Raw genomic sequence first — 16,071 nt, 5'->3', positions numbered from 1 at the left:
GCCAAGGCCCGAACCGAGAAGCGGACAGCGCACCCCGACACGCACGACGACAGAGCAGAGCGACGAGCTGAAGGCGGCAGGCATGAACACCACGACGTCGGAGCCGGAGGGCACCGTGCCGTCCGAGAGCCCGCGGCGCAACTTCGTCATCGCAAGCGAGACGACGACCGAGATCCCGGTGCACCTGCTGTTCCGGGACGACGACCGGCCGCACGCCCTGCGGCCGTCCGTCGTGTCCCGGCGCCAGGGCACGGGGGAGCAGCCGAAGGTCGGGCAGTCCGAGCCGGCCGCCTCGCGGAAGCCCGGCCCGGCAGGGCCGGCCACGCAGGGTCCGGAACGGTCGGCCACCGGGAAGGGCGCCGCCGGGACCCGGCCCGTGCCGCCCGCCGACCACGGGCTCGCCGAGCGCCCGGGGCCGGTGCTGCCCGGCTGGACCGCACTGGTCGCCGGTGGCTGTTCGCTCGCCGGGATCGGCGCCGTCCTCTGGGGGACCGGGGCGGTGCCCGGCGCGCTCGCTGAGATGTTCGGGCTGACCCCGCCGCCGTACCAGGGCATCGGGATCTGGCTGTGGTGCCTGCTCACGCTCGGGGTGGTCCTTGCGCTGTTCGCCCTCGGCGGGCTCGGCCGCGGACAGGTCGGCCGGGCGTGGGTGCTCACGCTCTGCGGTGACTACCGGGGCACGGTGCGGCGTACGGGGCTGGTGTGGGTGAGCCCGCTGGTGCTGCGCCGGCGGGTCGACGTACGGCTGCGGCACTGGCGCAGCGAGCCGATGGCCGCGGTGGACGCGGAGGGCACGCCGCTGCGCGTGGTGGTGCTGGTGGTGTGGCGGATCAAGGACACGGTGCGCGCGGCACTTGGCGTCGCGGACCACGAGGCGTACCTGGGGGAGCAGGTGGAGGCGGCCACCGTGCGGGTCCTCTCCCAGCTGCCCGCCGACGCCTTCCTCCCCTCCGTGCCGACGCTGCGCAACGCGGAAGCGGTCGGGGAAAGGCTGACGAAGGCGCTGTCGGCCGAGTGCGCCGCCGTCGGGATCGAGGTCTTCTCCGCGCAGCCCGTGGCCATCGAGTACGCGCCGGAGGTGGCGGAGGCGATGCGGCGCAGGCGGGTCGCGGCGATCGACGCCAAGCACCGGGACACCGTGCTGACCTCGGTGGTGGACGCGGTGGAGGAGACGGTGGGCAGGCTGACGGCGCGCGGGCTGGTCGAGCTGGACGACTACGAGCGCAAGGCGCTGGTGAAGGACCTCACGGTTGCCTTCTACACGGGTCGGGCCGGTGCCGTCGAGGCTCCGTGATTGGTCTGGACAACGTCAACGGGTGTCAATACATTGGAACTTGGTCTAGACCGGAAGACGCAGTACCGCACGCGTGCAGCAAGTGCCTCGGAACTCCCCCACGTTCTCACAGGAGCCAGCATGCGAAAAAAGATGGGCGCGGCCGTGGTCGGCCTCGCCGTTACGGGGGCGACCCTGCTCGCCACCGGCAGCGCGAGCAGCCACGGCTACACAGACTCGCCGATCAGCCGCCAGAAGCTCTGTGCCAACAAGACGGTGAGCAACTGCGGCCAGATCCAGTGGGAGCCGCAGAGTGTCGAGGGCCCGAAGGGCTTCCCGGCCGCGGGCCCCGCCGACGGAAGGATCTGCGCGGGCGGCAACGGCCAGTTCGCCGAACTCGACGACCCGCGTGGCGGAACATGGCCCACCACCAAGGTCAGCTCCGGCCAGAACTACAGCTTCCGCTGGCAGTTCACGGCCAGGCACCGCACCACCGACTTCAAGTACTTCATCACCAAGGCCGGCTGGAACCCCAGCCAGCCGCTGACCAGGGCGGCGCTGGAGTCACAGCCCTTCCTGACCATCCCGTACGGCGGTCAGCAGCCGCCGGCCACGCTGTCCCACTCCGGCAACCTTCCCCAGCGGTCGGGCCGCCACATGATCCTGGCGGTGTGGACGGTGCACGACACGGCCAACGCGTTCTACGCCTGCTCCGACGTCCAGTTCTGACCTCGGGCCGGTCACTTCCGCGGCGCCCCCTTCCGCCTGGGGCCGCCGCGGAGTGAGACGCACCACACAAAGCCCTGTGGGGCATCACGGATGACCGTGATGCCCCACAGGGTTTGGTTGTGCGCCGCCAGGGACTCGAACCCCGGACCCGCTGATTAAGAGTCAGCTGCTCTAACCAACTGAGCTAGCGGCGCCTCTTTCGTCTGCCGCTCGGCGGCTGACTCATAAATAGTACCTGGTCCGGAGGGGTGCTCCGAACCAGGCGCAGAGAACGCCGCGCGGGCCCCGGACCGGCCGGGGAGACGGGACCTAGATCGCGAGCGAGAGCACCACCGGGGCGGCCCGGCGGTTCAGGGTGTCGGCGGCCGAGCGGAGCCGGTGGGCGTGCTCGATCGGGAGGGAGAGCGCGAGGCAGCCCACCGCTGAGCCGGCCGTCAGCGGCACGGCGGCGCAGACCGTGCCCACCGCGTACTCCTGGAGGTCCAGAACGGGGACGGTCGGCGGCTGGCTGTCCAGCTTGGAGAAGAGCAGTCGCTCGCTGGTGATCGTGCGTGACGTCAGACGGGCGATCCTGTGGCGGGCGAGGTGGTCGCGGCGGCCGTTCACGTCGAGCTGGGTGAGCAGGCACTTGCCGACCGCGCTCGCATGGGCCGCGGAGCGGAAGTCCACCCACTCGTTGACCTTCGGAGTGCGCGGGCCGTCGGCGAACTGGGTGATCTTGACCTCGCCGTCGATGTAACGGCTGATGTAGACGGCGGCGCCGACCGAGTCGCGCAGCTCGGTGAGGGTGTCCTGCAGCTTGGCCGCGAGTGCCTCCTTGCGGGTGGCGCCCGAGCCGAGCAGGACCAGCGAGTCGCCTATCACATACGCGCCGTCGGAGACCTGCTCGACGTACCCCTCGCGGCGGAGCATGGACAGCATGGGGGCGAGATGGCCGGTCGGCAGGCCGGTCTCCCGTGCGATCTGGACGTCGGTGACTCCGCCACCGTGCTTGGAGATCGTCTCGAGGACACGCAAGACGTATTGCACCGAGTGGAACGGCGCGGTCGGCTCGGGCTTCAGCGCCACGGTTTCCCCCTAGCAGGTTGTTACCGCATGCTTCAGTACCACGATACCGGTCAAGGGCCGTTTGAGGGGCGGCTGTTGGCGTAAATGACGATGCGCCCCAGCGCGTAAGCTGGGGCGCATCACCTTGGCATATGCCAGAGGAATCTTTAACCGGTGGAGTGAGAGGTCAGAGCACCGCACCGAGGAACTCGCGAGTACGTTCGTGCTCCGGATCCGAGAAGATTTTCTCCGGCGGCCCCGACTCGATCACCTTGCCGGCGTCGAACATCAGCACGTCGTCCGAGATGTCACGGGCGAAATTCATCTCGTGCGTCACACAGAGCATCGTGATGTCCGTGGTGCGCGCGATGTCGCGCAGCAGGTCGAGCACGCCGGCGACCAGCTCGGGGTCGAGCGCGGAGGTCACCTCGTCCAGCAGCAGCACCTGCGGCCGCATGGCGAGCGCACGGGCGATCGCCACCCGCTGCTGCTGACCGCCGGACAGCTGTGTCGGCTTCGCGTCGCAGCGGTCGGCCAGCCCCACCATCTCGAGCAGATCCTTGGCGCGTGCCTCCGCCTCGTCCCGCGACATGCCGAGGACCCGCACGGGCGCCTCGGTCAGGTTGCGCAGGACCGTCATGTTCGGGAACAGGTTGAACTGCTGGAAGACCATGCCGATCTGCTTGCGCGCCTCGCGGCGCTCCTTCTCGCCGGCCGGGAAGAGCTTGTTCCCGCTGACCGTGATGGTGCCCTCGTCGGGGCGCTCCAGGGTCATCAGCAGCCGGAGGATCGTCGTCTTGCCCGAACCGGACGGGCCGATCAGGGTGACGTGCTTGCCCGGGCGGACCGAGAAGCAGAGATTGTCCAGGACCGTGTTGTCGCCGAATCTCTTCGTGACGTTGTCGAACCGGATCAGTGCGTCGGGCGTGGCGCCGGCGGCGGTGCCGGCAGGGGTGTCAGCGGACAAGGCGGCGCTCCAGGGCTCGTACGAGAAGGGAAGCCGGGTAGGCGATGAGGATGAAGGCGACGCCGACCACGGTCAGCGGCTCGGTGTACTGGAAGGTCTCGCCACCGAACTGGCGCGCCTGGTTGAGCATCTCCAGCACACCGATCGCGAGCAGGATCGGCGTGTCCTTCAGCATCGCGATGACGTAGTTGCCGAGGGCCGGCATCACACGGCGGAAGGCCTGCGGCAGGATCACCGCCATCCAGGTGCGGTGCGGCGGCAGGCTCAGCGCCGTGGCCGCCTCCCACTGTCCCTTCGGCACGGCTTCGATTCCGGCCCGGTAGACCTGTGCGGTGTACGTCGAGTAGTGGAGCCCGATCGCGACCGTGCCGGTGGTCAGCGCGGAGAACTGGATGCCCCATTCCGGCAGGACGAAGAAGAAGAAGAACAGCTGCACCAGCAGCGGGGTGGTGCGGATGAACTCGGTGAAGACGTTCACCGGCCACCGCACGAACCGGGTCGGCGCGCGGAACGCGATCGCCCACACCAGACCGAGCGAGAACGAGATCAGCGAGCCGAGCACCAGGACCTGCAGCGTGACCAGCACGCCGTCCCAGAACTCGGGCATGAAGTCCGACACCGCGGACCAGTCGAAGGAGCTCATCAGGACGCACCTCCCGGCACGGTGGTACCGGCGACCTTGTCCTGGGCGCGCCGGCGGAAGAGCCCGCCGAAGAGTCCGGGTCCCGGATCGATGCCGACGTTCCGCTTCGTCTTCCGCTCCAGCGCCTTCATGGAACGCGTCACCAAGAGGGCGAGCACGGCGTAGATCACCAGACTGATGGTGTAGATCTGGGCGCTCTCCTGGGTGGCCAGCCGCACGAGGTACGCGGCGAAGGAGACGTCACCCACGCCGAGCAGTGACACCAGGGCGGTGCCCTTCAGCAGCTCGATCAGCAGATTGCAGAACGACGGCATCATCTCGGGCACCGCCTGCGGCAGCATGATCAGGCGCATCCGCTGCCAGGGCGTGAAGCTGAGCGCTGTGCCCGCCTCGCGCTGAGCGAGGGGCACCGAGTTCAGCGCGCCGCGCACGATCTCCGCGCCGTACGCACCGTAGGACAGGCCGAGCGCGAGCACGGCCGCGTACATCGGGACCAGCTGCCAGCCCATGAGCGGTGGCACGACGAAGAACAGCCAGAACATCAGCACCAGCGCCGAGGTGCCGCGGAAGATCTCGGTGTAGAAGCCCGCAAGGAAGCGGACCAGCCGCGAGCGGTGGGTGCGGGCCATGCCGACGGCGAAGGCGACGACGGCGGCCACGACGGCGCTGTAGACGAGCAGTTGGATGGTGATCCAAATGCCGGGGAGCACCCAGTTCTGCCAGAGTCCGGCTGTCATCGGCACAGCTCCTCGGCAGTGAGGGTGGTCATCTCGTCCTTCGTGAAGCCGAACGGCTTCAGGATGCGGAAGAGCTCACCGCTCTTCTTCATCTTGTGGATCTCGACGTTGAACGCGTCGCGCAGTTCGGTGTCGGTGGGGCGGAAGGCGAAGCCGCCGCCGTCGACCTGCTTCTCGCCGTCGACGACGGCCGCGAACGGCTCGGTCGCCTCGGCCTTCGTGCTCTTGCGCACCACTTCACGGGTCGTGAGCGCGGTGCCGGCGAAGACGTCGACTCGTCCGGACTCGACGGCGTTCAGTCCGGCCACCTGGTCCTGCAGGATGACGATCTCGTTCTCCGGGATGCCGGCGGCGATCGCGTAACCGATCTCCGCGTAGCCCGTTCCGGTGGAGAGTCTCGCCTTTGCCCGGACCACGTCCTCGTAGCTGCGCAGGTTCTTGGGATTGCCCTTGCGGACGATGAACGAGTCGAGCATCTGGTACTCGGGGTCGGAGAAGATGACCTGCTGGCACCGCTCCTTGTTGATGTACATCCCGGCCGAGACCACGTCGAACTGCTGCGAGTTCAGACCCGGGATGAGGGAGGCGAAGTCCGTCGCCACCGGCTGGACACTGTCGACGCCGAGCCGCTTGAAGATGACCCGGGCCAGTTCAGGGGCCTCGCCCGTGAACTCGCCCTGCGCATCCACATAGCCGTACGGCACCTCGCCCGCGATGCCGAGGCGCACGGTGCCCTGGGACTTCAGCCGGGCCAGCGCGTCGCCGGACGACACCCGGCTGCACCCCGCCGCACCCGCGACGGTCAACGCGCCGGCAGCTGCCGTGCCGAGCAGCAGGGCGCGTCTGCCGATCGATCCTGGTTCTCTTGTACGAGCCATGGCCGCGCGGCTACCCGTGCGTCCGCGGGGTATGCGTACCAAATGGCCGACCGATACCTGACCGTTGCCTTGAGCAAGCGCAAAGTGGAGTGCACCGCCCGTCTGCTCTTCGACAAAGCGCCGCTGACCTGCGCTGCCGTGTGGGACGCACTGCCACTCGCCGGAGATGTGTACCACGCGAAGTATGCGCGTAATGAGATCTATGCACTGCTGCCGCCCTTCGCCGAGCAGGAACCCCCACTGGAGAACCCGACAGTAACCCCCATTCCGGGTGATCTGTGCTATTTCACCTTCACGGACGTGCAGTTGGGCACGGATTCGTACGGCTACGAGTCCGGTGCCGCGCACCAGGGGCGCAGGACTGTCGTCGACCTCGCCCTGTTCTACGAACGGAACAACCTGCTCCTGAACGGGGACACGGGGTGGGTGCCCGGCATCGTCTGGGGCGAGGTGGTGGAGGGGCTCGGCGCGATGGCCGACGCGTGCCAGGACCTGTGGCGCACGGGTGCGGCAGGGGAGACGCTCTCGTTCCGCCGGGCCTGACGTCCCTCGCGCCGGGTGTGCGGGTGCGCCCACGACGGACCGAACCGAGGCCGGGCGTGGCGGATCCGCCCCGCCCGGCCTCGGTTCGGCGTGCCGCCCTCCGGTCACCCCGCTACCGCGCCACCCCCGCCGCGTACAACGCCTCCGCGCCCCGCAGCACCACCCCGTCCGCATGCCGCGCCCCCACCAGTTGCACACCGATCGGCAGCCCCGCCCGGTCCACCCCGCACGGCACCGTCGCCGCGGGCTGCTGGGTCAGGTTGAACGGGTACGTGAACGGGGTCCATCCCGTCCAGCGGTGGTGCGGCGACCCCGCCGGCACCTCTGCCCCCGCCTCGAACGCCGTGATCGGCAGTGTCGGCGTGACCAGCAGGTCGTACGTCGTGTGGAAGCGGCCCATCCGCCGGCCGAGTGCCATCCTCGCGTCCACCGCCGCCAGATAGTCCAGCGCGGAGTACCGTGCCCCGGCCTCGACGATCTCCCGCAGCCCGGGGTCGAGCAGCTCCCGCTGGTCCGTGCCGAGGTGCTGCACCAGCCGGGCCGCACCGCTGAACCACAGGGTGTGGAACGCGTCGACCGGGTCGGTGAGGTCCGGGTCGGCCTCCTCGACGTAGGCGCCGGCCTCCGCCAGCGCGCCCACCGCCCGCCGTACCGCCGTCGCGACCTCCGGATCGACCGCCACCTGCCCGCCGAGCGACGGCGAGTACGCGATCCGCAGCCCCTTCACGCCGTCGGCGAGCCCCGCCCGTACCTCGCTCGCCGGCCCCAGGTGCGACCAGTCGCGCCAGTCGTCGCCGCTGATCACGTCGAGCATCAGTGCCGCGTCCGCCGCGTCCCGTGTCATCGGCCCGACGTGCGCGAGCGTCCCGAACGGGCTCGACGGGTACATCGGCACCCGCCCGTACGTGGGTTTCAGCGCGAAGATCCCGCAGAAGGAGGCCGGGATCCGCACCGAGCCCCCGCCGTCCGTCCCGAGCGACAGCGCGCCGGCGCCCAGCGCGACGGCCGCGGCGCTCCCGCCGCTGGAGCCCCCCGCCGTGCGCGAGGGGTCGTGGGGATTGCGGGTCACCCCGTGCCGCGGCGAGTCGGTCACGCCCTTCCAGCCGAACTCGGGTGTTGTCGTCTTGCCGAGGAACACCGCGTTGTGCGCCCGCAGCCTGGCCACCGACGGCGCGTCCTCCTCCCAGGGGCCGTCCTCGCGGACCGTCCTCGAACCGCGCAGCGTGGGGCCGCCGCGCTGGAGGAGGAGGTCCTTCACCGTGACGGGCACCCCGTCGAGCAGCCCCTTCGGCTCCCTTTTGTGCCATCGCCGGGCCGAGGCCTCCGCCCGGGCCAGGGCCTCCTCCGCGTCGACCCGGACGAAGGCGTTGACCAGCGGTTCGACGGCCTCGATCCGTTCCAGCGTCTCGCGGGTCGCGTCGACGGGGGAGAAGTCGCCCCTCTCGTAGCCGGCCAGCAGTTGACGTGCGGTGAGGTCAGTCAGGCGATTCGTCATGCATGGGGACGTACCCACGTTTCTTGTCCACCACGTTCGGCAGCGGCTTTCCGGCCGCCCACACCTCGTACATCTCGACGAACTGCTCGCCCAGCCGGTCGCGCCAGCCGACCGTGTCGCCGCTCATGTGCGGGGAGACGATCAGGCCGGGCACGTCCCAGAGCGGGCTGTCGGGGGCGAGCGGCTCGTGCTCGAACACGTCGAGGGCCGCTCCCGAGATCCACCGCTTGTCGAGCGCGGCCGCGAGGTCCGACTCGACGACGAGCGGCCCGCGGCCCACGTTGACGAAGCGCGCGGACGGCTGCATCAGGCCGAACCGCCGTGCGTCGAACATGCCCCGGGTGTCCTCGGTGAGCGGCGCCGCGCACACCACCCAGTCCGCACGGGCCAGGAGCGGATCGAGGTCGCGAGCGCCGTGGATGCCGGTGCGCGGTGTCCGGCCGACGACGGCGGTGGCGATCCCGAGCGTCCGGAGGGTGCGGGTCACCGCCCGGCCGATGGGGCCCGCGCCGACCACCACGGCCCGTGTGCCGGCGACCGTCAGCCCCTCGCGGTGACGCCAGCGCCGCTGCCGCTGGAGCTCGAGCGTGCCGGGCAGATCCTTGGCCATGGCCAGGACCAGCGCCGCCACGTACTCGGCGATCGGCGCCTCGAAGATCCCGCGGGCGTTCGTGACGACGGTGTCGGATTCGGCCAGTTCCGGACAGAGCAGCCGGTCCACGCCGGCGCTCGGGGTGTGCACCCAGCTTGGCCGCGCTCCCTCTCCCGGCCAGGCCCGGCGGACCGCGTCGGAAGTGAAGTCCCACACCAACAAGGCGTCCGCGAAAGGCAGTTGGTCGGCGAGCGTGTCCTCGTCCGCGTATGTCACACGGACCTGTCCGGTCAGCCTGCCGAGCCGCGGCGGAGGGTCCGCGGCCAGTACGAGAAGTTTCGCTTCGGACATCGGTCGGAAATCGCTTCCTGACGTCTGACTTGTACGGATTGACCACGCTCGCACCCGAACCTACCGTCGTCAACAAGACACCAAGGGGGCCAGCATGGACGTCTCCTTTCTCGGTGGACCGCAGCCGCAGCATGGCGTCGGCGTGGTCGCCCCGTTCGATTTCGCTCTGGATCGTGAGCTGTGGCGCTGGGTGCCCGACGACGTCTCGCTGCGACTCACGCGCACCCCTTTCGTGCCGGTCGGGGTCTCCCTCGACCTGGCCCGTCTGGTGAGCGAGCACGAGACACTGCGCGAGGCGGTACGGGCGCTGGGGGCGTCCGAACCCGAGGTCGTCGCCTACGCCTGCGCCTCGGGCAGTTTTGTCGGCGGCATCGCCGGGGAACGCGCCATGTGCGAGGTGATGAACTCCGCGGGTGAAGTGCCCTCCCTCACCACCTCCGGAGCGCTGCTGCAGGCGCTCGAGGAGCTCGGCGCGCACCGCATCGCCCTGCTCACCCCGTACACGGAGTCGGTCACCCGCTCACTGGAGGAGTATCTGGGAGAAGCTGGAGTGACGGTGACGGGCCGCGCCTTTCTGGGCCTGACCCGGCACATCTGGAAGGTCCCGTACCGGGCGGTGGTCGACATGGCACGACAGGCGGTGGTCGGCGCGGCGGACGCGCTGTTCATCAGCTGCACCAACCTGCCGACGTACGACGCGATCCCGCAGCTGGAGGCGGAGCTGAGGATGCCGGTGCTCTCCGCCAACCAGGTGACGATGTGGGCCGCGCTGCGCACGCTCGGCGTCCGGGCCGTCGGTCCCTACCAGGCACTTCTGATGGAGCCGGAGGCGCTGGCGCGGCCGCTGCCGCTGCCGGAGGCGCCGCCGGAGACACAGCCCGAAGAACAGGAAGGCTGGACATGACGACGGTCGGACTTCTCTACCCGGGACATTCCGCGGAGGACGACTACCCACGGCTCGAGGTACTGCTCGACAGCGACATCAGGCTGCCCATCGTCCACACCGACATCGGGGAGGACGCGCACCGCGTCGACGCGCTGCTGACGATGGGCTCACCGGAGCGGCTCGCCGCCGGTGTCGAGGCGCTGCGTCTCGAGGGCGCCGAGTCGGTGGTGTGGGCGTGCACCAGCGGAAGCTTCGTCTTCGGGTGGGAAGGCGCCCACGCGCAGGTGCGGGAGCTGGCCAGGGCGGCGGGCATGCCCGCGTCGAGCACCTCGTTCGCCTTCGTTCACGCCGTACGTCACCTGGGTGCGCCGAAGGTCGCGATCGCCGCGACCTATCCCGCCGATGTCACGGAACACTTCGCGGGCTTCCTCGAGAAGTCCGGCGCCGTGGTCGTCTCCGGCCGGGACGCGGGCATCCTGACGGCGGCGGAGGTCGCCACCTGGGGCCGCGAAGAGGTGCTCGAACTGGCGCGCTCCGCCGATCATCCGGACGCCGACGTGCTGCTGATGCCGGACACCGCCCTGCACACCGCCGCGCACCTGACCGAGCTGGAGACCGTACTGGGCAAGCCGGTGCTGACCGCCAACCAGGTGACCGTGTGGGAGGGGCTGAGGCTGGCGGACCGCCGTGCCTGGGGGGACGGGCTGGGCAGGCTCTTCGCGCGACCGGACCATGTGGCGGACCTCGTGGACTGAGCGCCGCGGAATAAACGGAGAAAGCCTCCTGTTACGGGTCGGGACACGCGGAACGCACGCGACACGCACGCGACACGCACGACAGACCCAGGAGGGCCCCACCGGTGAACGCAGACGCAGTGGACGCAAGGGACGAGATCCGGGGTACGACGGCGGGCACCGCCCCCGTACCCCTGTCCGTGCTCGACCTCGTCACCGTCGGCAGCGGGCGCACCGCCACCGATGCACTGCGCACCAGCGTGGACATCGCCCGCCTCGCCGAGCGCCGCGGCTACCACCGGCACTGGGTCGCCGAGCACCACTCCATGCCCGGCGTCGCCTCCTCGTCCCCGGCCGTGATCCTCGCCCATCTCGCCGCCCACACCGAGCGCATCCGCCTCGGCTCCGGCGGCGTCATGCTGCCCAACCACGCGCCGCTGGTGATCGCCGAACAGTTCGGCACCCTGGAGGCGCTCGCCCCGGGCCGCGTCGACCTCGGCCTCGGACGGGCGCCCGGCACGGACGGGGCCACGGCGGCCGCGCTGCGCCGCACCGAGCGGCTGAACGAGGGTGCCGACGACTTCCCGCAGCAACTCGCGGAGCTGACCCGCTTCCTCGACGACGACTTCCCGGACGGGCACCCGTACGCCCGCATCCACGCCGTACCCGGCCCGGTGCAGGCCACCTCGCCCGGCGGCGTCCAGTCGCCCGGCCGGCCGCCGGTCTGGCTGCTCGGCTCCTCCGGCTTCAGCGCGCGGCTGGCGGGCGTACTCGGCCTGCCGTTCGCCTTCGCGCACCACTTCTCGGCCCAGAACACGATTCCGGCGCTCGACCTGTACCGCGAGTCCTTCCGGCCCTCCGCGGTCCTCGACGCGCCCTACGCCCTGATCGGCGTCTCGGCGCTCGCGGCGGACGAGGAACGCGAGGCCCGCCGCCAGGTCCTCACCGGCGCACTGTCCATGGTGCGGCTGAGGACGGGCCGGCCGGGGCTGATCCCGACGCCGGAGGAGGCGGAGGCGCACGACTTCAGCCCGATGGAACGTGAGTTCGTCGACAGCTGGCTGGGGAACGTGGTGCACGGCACGCCGGACGCGGTCCGCGCGGGGCTCGACGACCTGCAGAAGCGCACGGGCGCGGATGAACTGATGATCACGGCCAACGCGCACGGTGGGGAGGCGCGGCTGCGGAGCTACGGGTTGATCGCGGACGTGTACGGGTTGCCGGGGGGTACGGCGGCGTAAGCGGGTGCGGGGGCGCCCGCGGGTGGCGCCTGCGGCGGGCCGTTCCCCTACCCGCCCTCCTCCATGGCCTCGCGGCCATGGAGGTACCGCCATCCCGCAACCGGGCTCCGCCCGGACCCGTTCACCGCGCTGCGCGCGGTGTTTCCGGGGCCCTGCCCCCTACGCCTGGCGGCGTGGGAAGCGCCTCCACCCGGATCCCGGCGTTTTAGGGTCGGCGGGGCTGGATGTGCCTCGCGGCGGCAATGCCGGCTCCCGGTTGGAGGGCTCGCCCTACGCCTGGCGGCGTGGGACGTGCGCCCACTCACGGCCAGGCCTCAGGGGGAAGACCGAGGAGACCGCGCGAAGCGCGGTGCGCCGCCCATCAGGGCGATGCGCGACGGCGTGGCCCGCAGGGCGACACCGGGCCCGGGCGGAGCCCGGTCAGGGAAGGCGCGGCGTCAGCCCGACGTGCCCGCGCGGGCACGCGGCGGTCCCGCGCCCAGCATCTCCGCGATGCGGTCCGGGCTCACCGCCCGTGAGTACAGCCAGCCCTGCCCCGTGTCGCAGCCGATCCGTCGCAGCCGGGACGCCTGGCCGGAGGTCTCCACGCACTCGGCGGTGACCGTCAGGCCCAGCCGGTGGGCCAGTTCGACCAGGGCCTGGACGATCGTCTCGTCCGCGGGGTTGGCGTGCGCCTCGTCCTGGAAGCCGCGGACAAACGTTCCGTCGAGCTTCAGTACGGATACCGGCAGCCGGCTCAGGTACGCGAGGTTCGAGTAACCGGTCCCGAAGTCGTCGATGGCGATGTGCACACCCATGTCGCTGAGCTGCTGCAGCGCCTGCAGCGGGCGCCCCGCCGAGCCCATCACCGCGGACTCGGTCAGTTCCAGCTGCAGGAGGTGAGGGGCCAGCCCCGTCTCCGCCAGGATCTCCGCGACGTCGGCGACCAGGTCGGAGTCCCAGACCTGCCGTACGGCGACGTTGACGCTGACGAAGAGCGGCGGCACGTCGGGGTGGTCGAGCTGCCACTGCCGGGCCTGACGGCAGGCCGTACGCAGCACCCACTGCCCGAGCTGCACGATCGAGCCGTCCTCCTCCGCGATGCCGACGAACCGATTCGGCGTGAGCGTTCCGAACTGCGGGTGGTTCCAGCGCACCAGCGCCTCCACACCCCGCGTCACCCCGTCGGCCATACCCACCAGCGGCTGGTACTCGAGCGTGAACTCGCCGCGTTCCACGGCCGGACGCAGCATCGAGGAGAGCGCCTGCCGGGTCATCCGGTGCGCGTTGCGCTCCGGGTCGAAGAGGGTCCAGCGGGACTTGCCGTCCTCCTTCGCCCAGTACAGCGTCGTGTCCGCGGCCTGCATCAGGCCGGTGGCGCTGGTGCCCGTCACCGCGCGCTCGACCACGCCGATCGAGGCGGACACCGACAGCCGCCGGCCGGCCAGGTCGAACGGCTGCTGGAGCGCTGACAGTACGGACCTGGCGAGGTCGGCGACCTGCTCGGTGCCGGTGGAGTCCTCGACGAGGATCGCGAACTCGTCGCCGCCGAGCCTGGCGACGAGGTGCCCGCCGCCGCGTCCGCCGCCACCCGGTCCCGCGCACTCGGTCAGCCGGGTCGCGACGGCGGCCAGCAGCCGGTCGCCGATCCGGTGTCCGAGGGTGTCGTTGACGGCCTTGAACCCGTCGAGATCCAGGTAGCACAGGCCGATGCGGCCGGTGGAGCCCCGGTCGTACGGCGAGGACTCGAGTGCGGCGGTGAGCCGTTCGAAGAACAGCGTCCGGTTGGGCAGCCGGGTCACGGGGTCGTGCATCTGAAGGTGCCGCAGCCGGGCGCGCAGCTCACGCCGGTCGCTGATGTCCGAGACCGACAGGAGCACGCTGCCGCTGTCGGGCACCGGCGTGACGGTGATCTCGGCCCACAGGGCTCGGCCGTCCGGGTGTTTGAGGCGGCGGGTGCAGCGGAATCGTGAGCGCCGGCCGCGCAGCACCTCGCCGTAGGCGTGCCAGGTCCGGGCATCGGAGGCGAGGTCGATGAGGTCGGCCGCGTACTGGTCGCGCAGCTCGGCGGGACGGGTGCCCAGCAGCGAGGCCAGCGCTTCGTTGGCGCTCGCCACCCTGCCCTCGTGGTCGATCACGGCCATGGCCAGCTGCGCCGCGTTGAAGGCGGCCCGGTAGTCGCGCAGCTCGGTGGAGCTCCGACCGAAGGTGTGACGCTCCGTGACCGACGGTCGGATGCTTCCGGGGACTGCGACGCCCGCGGGCCCTTGTCCTTCGAAGGTTCCGCTCACCGCTCACTCCCGCAGTGCAGTTGTGTCGTACAGGCTCGTACAAATGTGGTCGGGGGATGGCCCGCCAAGGCAGTCGGCGAAGAAATCCAGCAAGAACTCGGGGAAAGTGTGCCGATCATAGAGGCTGCGGAGGAGGCCGTTCCAGCGTGACCATCATGCGACAGGGCCTCCCGGGGCAACGGTCGATCGTTTCTGCACGGCTCTGAACCGGGCTCTGCCGACCCCTGACCGATTGTGACTTTCCGTGAGCCATCGGAGTGTCGCCGGGTCTCGGCCCGGCGTCGGGCGGGTGTCGGGTCGGTCACCCGAGTGGGGCACCGGAACAGGGCATACCACCTGAAAACATCACAGGGTGGGTGACGCATCCCCGCAATCCGGAGCCGGAGGTCTACGTGGAGGGTCAGCAGTCGCCCGAGGGAACACCCGAGAGAGTGGAAAGAGCGCGTCTGCGGAGTGCCGCGGCCGCCCTCACCTCTCTCATGGCCTTCGCGGCGACCTCCCTCGTGGCCGGCCCCGCGGTCGCCGAGACGGCGGGCGGCCCCTGCGCACTGCCCCGGACCGCCGCCCACCACTCGTTGGGACTCGACACCTGGAACGCCGCCTACACCCGGCCGGCCACCGACCTCGACGCCGTCATGGTCTTCCTGTCGTTCCCGGACTCCGTGCCGCTGAACTCGCCGCAGCAACTCGCCGCCGACCACTTCCCCGCCACCAGCGACTTCTTCCGGCGCGCCTCCTACGGCCAGTTCGCCCTCCGCGCCCACCCGCTGGCCGACTGGCTGCCGATGCCCCGGCCGTCCGTCGCCTACGGGATACAGCGCGACTGGGAACCCGAGCGGCGCGCCGCCTACCTGCGCGACGCCGTCGCCGTGGCCGACGCCGAGGTCGATTTCTCCGACTACGACATCGTCTACCTCGTCGCCGACCCCGATGCCCCGGGCGTCGACTCCGACGCGACCAAGGTCGTCAACTTCGACCGGCCGCTGCGCGCCGACGGCACCGACATCCGCCGTGTCGTCACCGTCTTCGAACGCCACCCGCCGGACCGCAACGTGCTCGCGCACGAGACCGGCCACGTCTTCGACCTGCCGGACCTCTACCACCGGCCGGTGGACGGCCACGGCGACTGGGACACCCATGTGGGGGACTGGGACGTCATGGGCAGCCAGTTCGGACTGGCCCCCGATCTGTTCGCCTGGCACAAATGGAAGCTGGGCTGGCTGGGCCGGGCCGAGGTGCGGTGCGTCACCGCGGAGCCCGGCGGCGACCTGGTGACCCTCGAACCCGTCGCGGCCGCCCCCGTGGGCGGCGGGCGCGTCGGCACCCGGCTGGCGGTCGTACGGACAGGGCCCGACAGCGTGCTCGCCGTCGAGGCCCGCGCGGCCACCGGCAACGACGCGTACACCTGCACGGAAGGCGTCCTGCTCTACCACGTGCGGGCCGAGACGGCGTCGGGCGGCGGTCCCGTCGAGGTCGTCGACACGCACCCGCGGACCGACGCCTGCTGGGAGCAGTCGGTCTACCCGCCGCTCGCGGACGCGCCCCTGCGGGTCGGTGAGACGTTCACCCTGCCGGGGCCGCCGGGAGGGCGGGCGCGGGTGGAGGTCACGGAACGGACGCGGTCGGGGGCATGGACGGTGAAGATCACCACCGTGTAGGGCCGTGCCGACACGAAGAAGGTCCCC

Annotated in this window: 15 protein-coding genes and 1 tRNA gene; 7 read left to right on the top strand and 9 right to left on the bottom strand. The window is 70.8% G+C overall.

All coding sequences use genetic code 11. The features are described 5' to 3' along the window. Window positions 1-82: 82 nt before the first annotated feature. Both ACFYV1_RS21690 and ACFYV1_RS21685 read left to right on the top strand, forming a co-directional pair. Complete coding sequence (locus ACFYV1_RS21690; protein ID WP_389397149.1) at window positions 83-1,294, top strand: SPFH domain-containing protein; 1,212 nt, start codon at window positions 83-85, stop codon at window positions 1,292-1,294. Window positions 1,295-1,414: 120 nt separating this feature from the next. Then, complete coding sequence (locus ACFYV1_RS21685; RefSeq protein ID WP_389397148.1) at window positions 1,415-2,002, top strand: lytic polysaccharide monooxygenase; 588 nt, start codon at window positions 1,415-1,417, stop codon at window positions 2,000-2,002. A gap of 120 nt (window positions 2,003-2,122) precedes the next feature. Here ACFYV1_RS21685 and ACFYV1_RS21680 read toward each other — a convergent pair. The 6 genes from ACFYV1_RS21680 to ehuB form a co-directional block, all read right to left on the bottom strand. Next, window positions 2,123-2,196: transfer RNA gene (locus ACFYV1_RS21680), tRNA-Lys, on the bottom strand. A gap of 115 nt (window positions 2,197-2,311) precedes the next feature. Then, window positions 2,312-3,070, bottom strand: coding sequence for an IclR family transcriptional regulator (locus ACFYV1_RS21675; RefSeq protein WP_389397147.1), 759 nt, complete (start codon window positions 3,068-3,070; stop codon window positions 2,312-2,314). A gap of 166 nt (window positions 3,071-3,236) precedes the next feature. Next, on the bottom strand, window positions 3,237-4,016 hold the full coding sequence (gene ehuA, locus ACFYV1_RS21670; RefSeq protein ID WP_389397146.1) for an ectoine/hydroxyectoine ABC transporter ATP-binding protein EhuA: 780 nt from the start codon (window positions 4,014-4,016) through the stop codon (window positions 3,237-3,239). After that, a complete protein-coding gene (ehuD, locus tag ACFYV1_RS21665; protein ID WP_389397145.1) occupies window positions 4,006-4,659 on the bottom strand; it encodes an ectoine/hydroxyectoine ABC transporter permease subunit EhuD in 654 nt (217 codons plus the stop codon). Before ehuD ends, ehuA begins: the two co-directional genes overlap by 11 nt. Further along, entirely contained in the window at window positions 4,659-5,396 is a 738-nt protein-coding gene (gene ehuC, locus ACFYV1_RS21660; protein WP_389397144.1) for an ectoine/hydroxyectoine ABC transporter permease subunit EhuC, read from the bottom strand. Before ehuC ends, ehuD begins: the two co-directional genes overlap by 1 nt. Then, complete coding sequence (gene ehuB / locus ACFYV1_RS21655; RefSeq protein ID WP_389397143.1) at window positions 5,393-6,274, bottom strand: ectoine/hydroxyectoine ABC transporter substrate-binding protein EhuB; 882 nt, start codon at window positions 6,272-6,274, stop codon at window positions 5,393-5,395. Before ehuB ends, ehuC begins: the two co-directional genes overlap by 4 nt. A gap of 42 nt (window positions 6,275-6,316) precedes the next feature. Between ehuB and ACFYV1_RS21650 the strand changes: the two genes are divergently transcribed. Beyond that, window positions 6,317-6,817: a DUF3830 family protein gene (locus tag ACFYV1_RS21650; RefSeq protein ID WP_389397142.1), complete on the top strand. Its 501-nt coding sequence runs from the start codon at window positions 6,317-6,319 to the stop codon at window positions 6,815-6,817. 112 nt (window positions 6,818-6,929) lie between these two features. Here the strand turns inward: ACFYV1_RS21650 and ACFYV1_RS21645 are convergent, their stop codons facing one another. Then, the gene (locus ACFYV1_RS21645) at window positions 6,930-8,312 is read right to left on the bottom strand and encodes an amidase (RefSeq protein WP_389397141.1); all 1,383 of its coding nucleotides are present in this window, start codon (window positions 8,310-8,312) and stop codon (window positions 6,930-6,932) included. Continuing rightward, on the bottom strand, window positions 8,293-9,255 hold the full coding sequence (locus ACFYV1_RS21640) for a D-2-hydroxyacid dehydrogenase (RefSeq protein WP_389397140.1): 963 nt from the start codon (window positions 9,253-9,255) through the stop codon (window positions 8,293-8,295). The genes ACFYV1_RS21645 and ACFYV1_RS21640 overlap by 20 nt, the downstream gene beginning before the upstream one ends. A 94-nt stretch (window positions 9,256-9,349) precedes the next feature. Here ACFYV1_RS21640 and ACFYV1_RS21635 point away from each other — a divergent pair, with 94 nt between their 5' ends. From ACFYV1_RS21635 to ACFYV1_RS21625, 3 genes are all read left to right on the top strand, one after another. Continuing rightward, entirely contained in the window at window positions 9,350-10,159 is an 810-nt protein-coding gene (locus ACFYV1_RS21635) for a decarboxylase (protein WP_389397139.1), read from the top strand. After that, on the top strand, window positions 10,156-10,896 hold the full coding sequence (locus ACFYV1_RS21630) for a decarboxylase (protein ID WP_389397138.1): 741 nt from the start codon (window positions 10,156-10,158) through the stop codon (window positions 10,894-10,896). The genes ACFYV1_RS21635 and ACFYV1_RS21630 overlap by 4 nt, the downstream gene beginning before the upstream one ends. Window positions 10,897-11,000: 104 nt before the next feature. Next, window positions 11,001-12,116: an LLM class flavin-dependent oxidoreductase gene (locus ACFYV1_RS21625; RefSeq protein WP_389397137.1), complete on the top strand. Its 1,116-nt coding sequence runs from the start codon at window positions 11,001-11,003 to the stop codon at window positions 12,114-12,116. A 437-nt stretch (window positions 12,117-12,553) separates the two neighbouring features. Here the strand turns inward: ACFYV1_RS21625 and ACFYV1_RS21620 are convergent, their stop codons facing one another. Then, window positions 12,554-14,386, bottom strand: a complete 1,833-nt coding sequence (locus tag ACFYV1_RS21620; RefSeq protein WP_389397136.1) for a putative bifunctional diguanylate cyclase/phosphodiesterase — start codon at window positions 14,384-14,386, stop codon at window positions 12,554-12,556. Window positions 14,387-14,778: 392 nt separating this feature from the next. Here ACFYV1_RS21620 and ACFYV1_RS21615 point away from each other — a divergent pair, with 392 nt between their 5' ends. Then, window positions 14,779-16,044 (top strand): M6 family metalloprotease domain-containing protein, encoded by a 1,266-nt coding sequence (locus ACFYV1_RS21615; protein WP_389397304.1) that lies wholly within the window; start codon window positions 14,779-14,781, stop codon window positions 16,042-16,044. Window positions 16,045-16,071 lie beyond the last annotated feature (27 nt).

The organism is Streptomyces sp. NPDC003023, assembly GCF_042888225.1.
Classification (GTDB): domain Bacteria; phylum Actinomycetota; class Actinomycetes; order Streptomycetales; family Streptomycetaceae; genus Streptomyces.
Note: the sequence above shows the minus strand (reverse complement) of the source record. Positions and strands in the feature narration are given on the sequence as shown.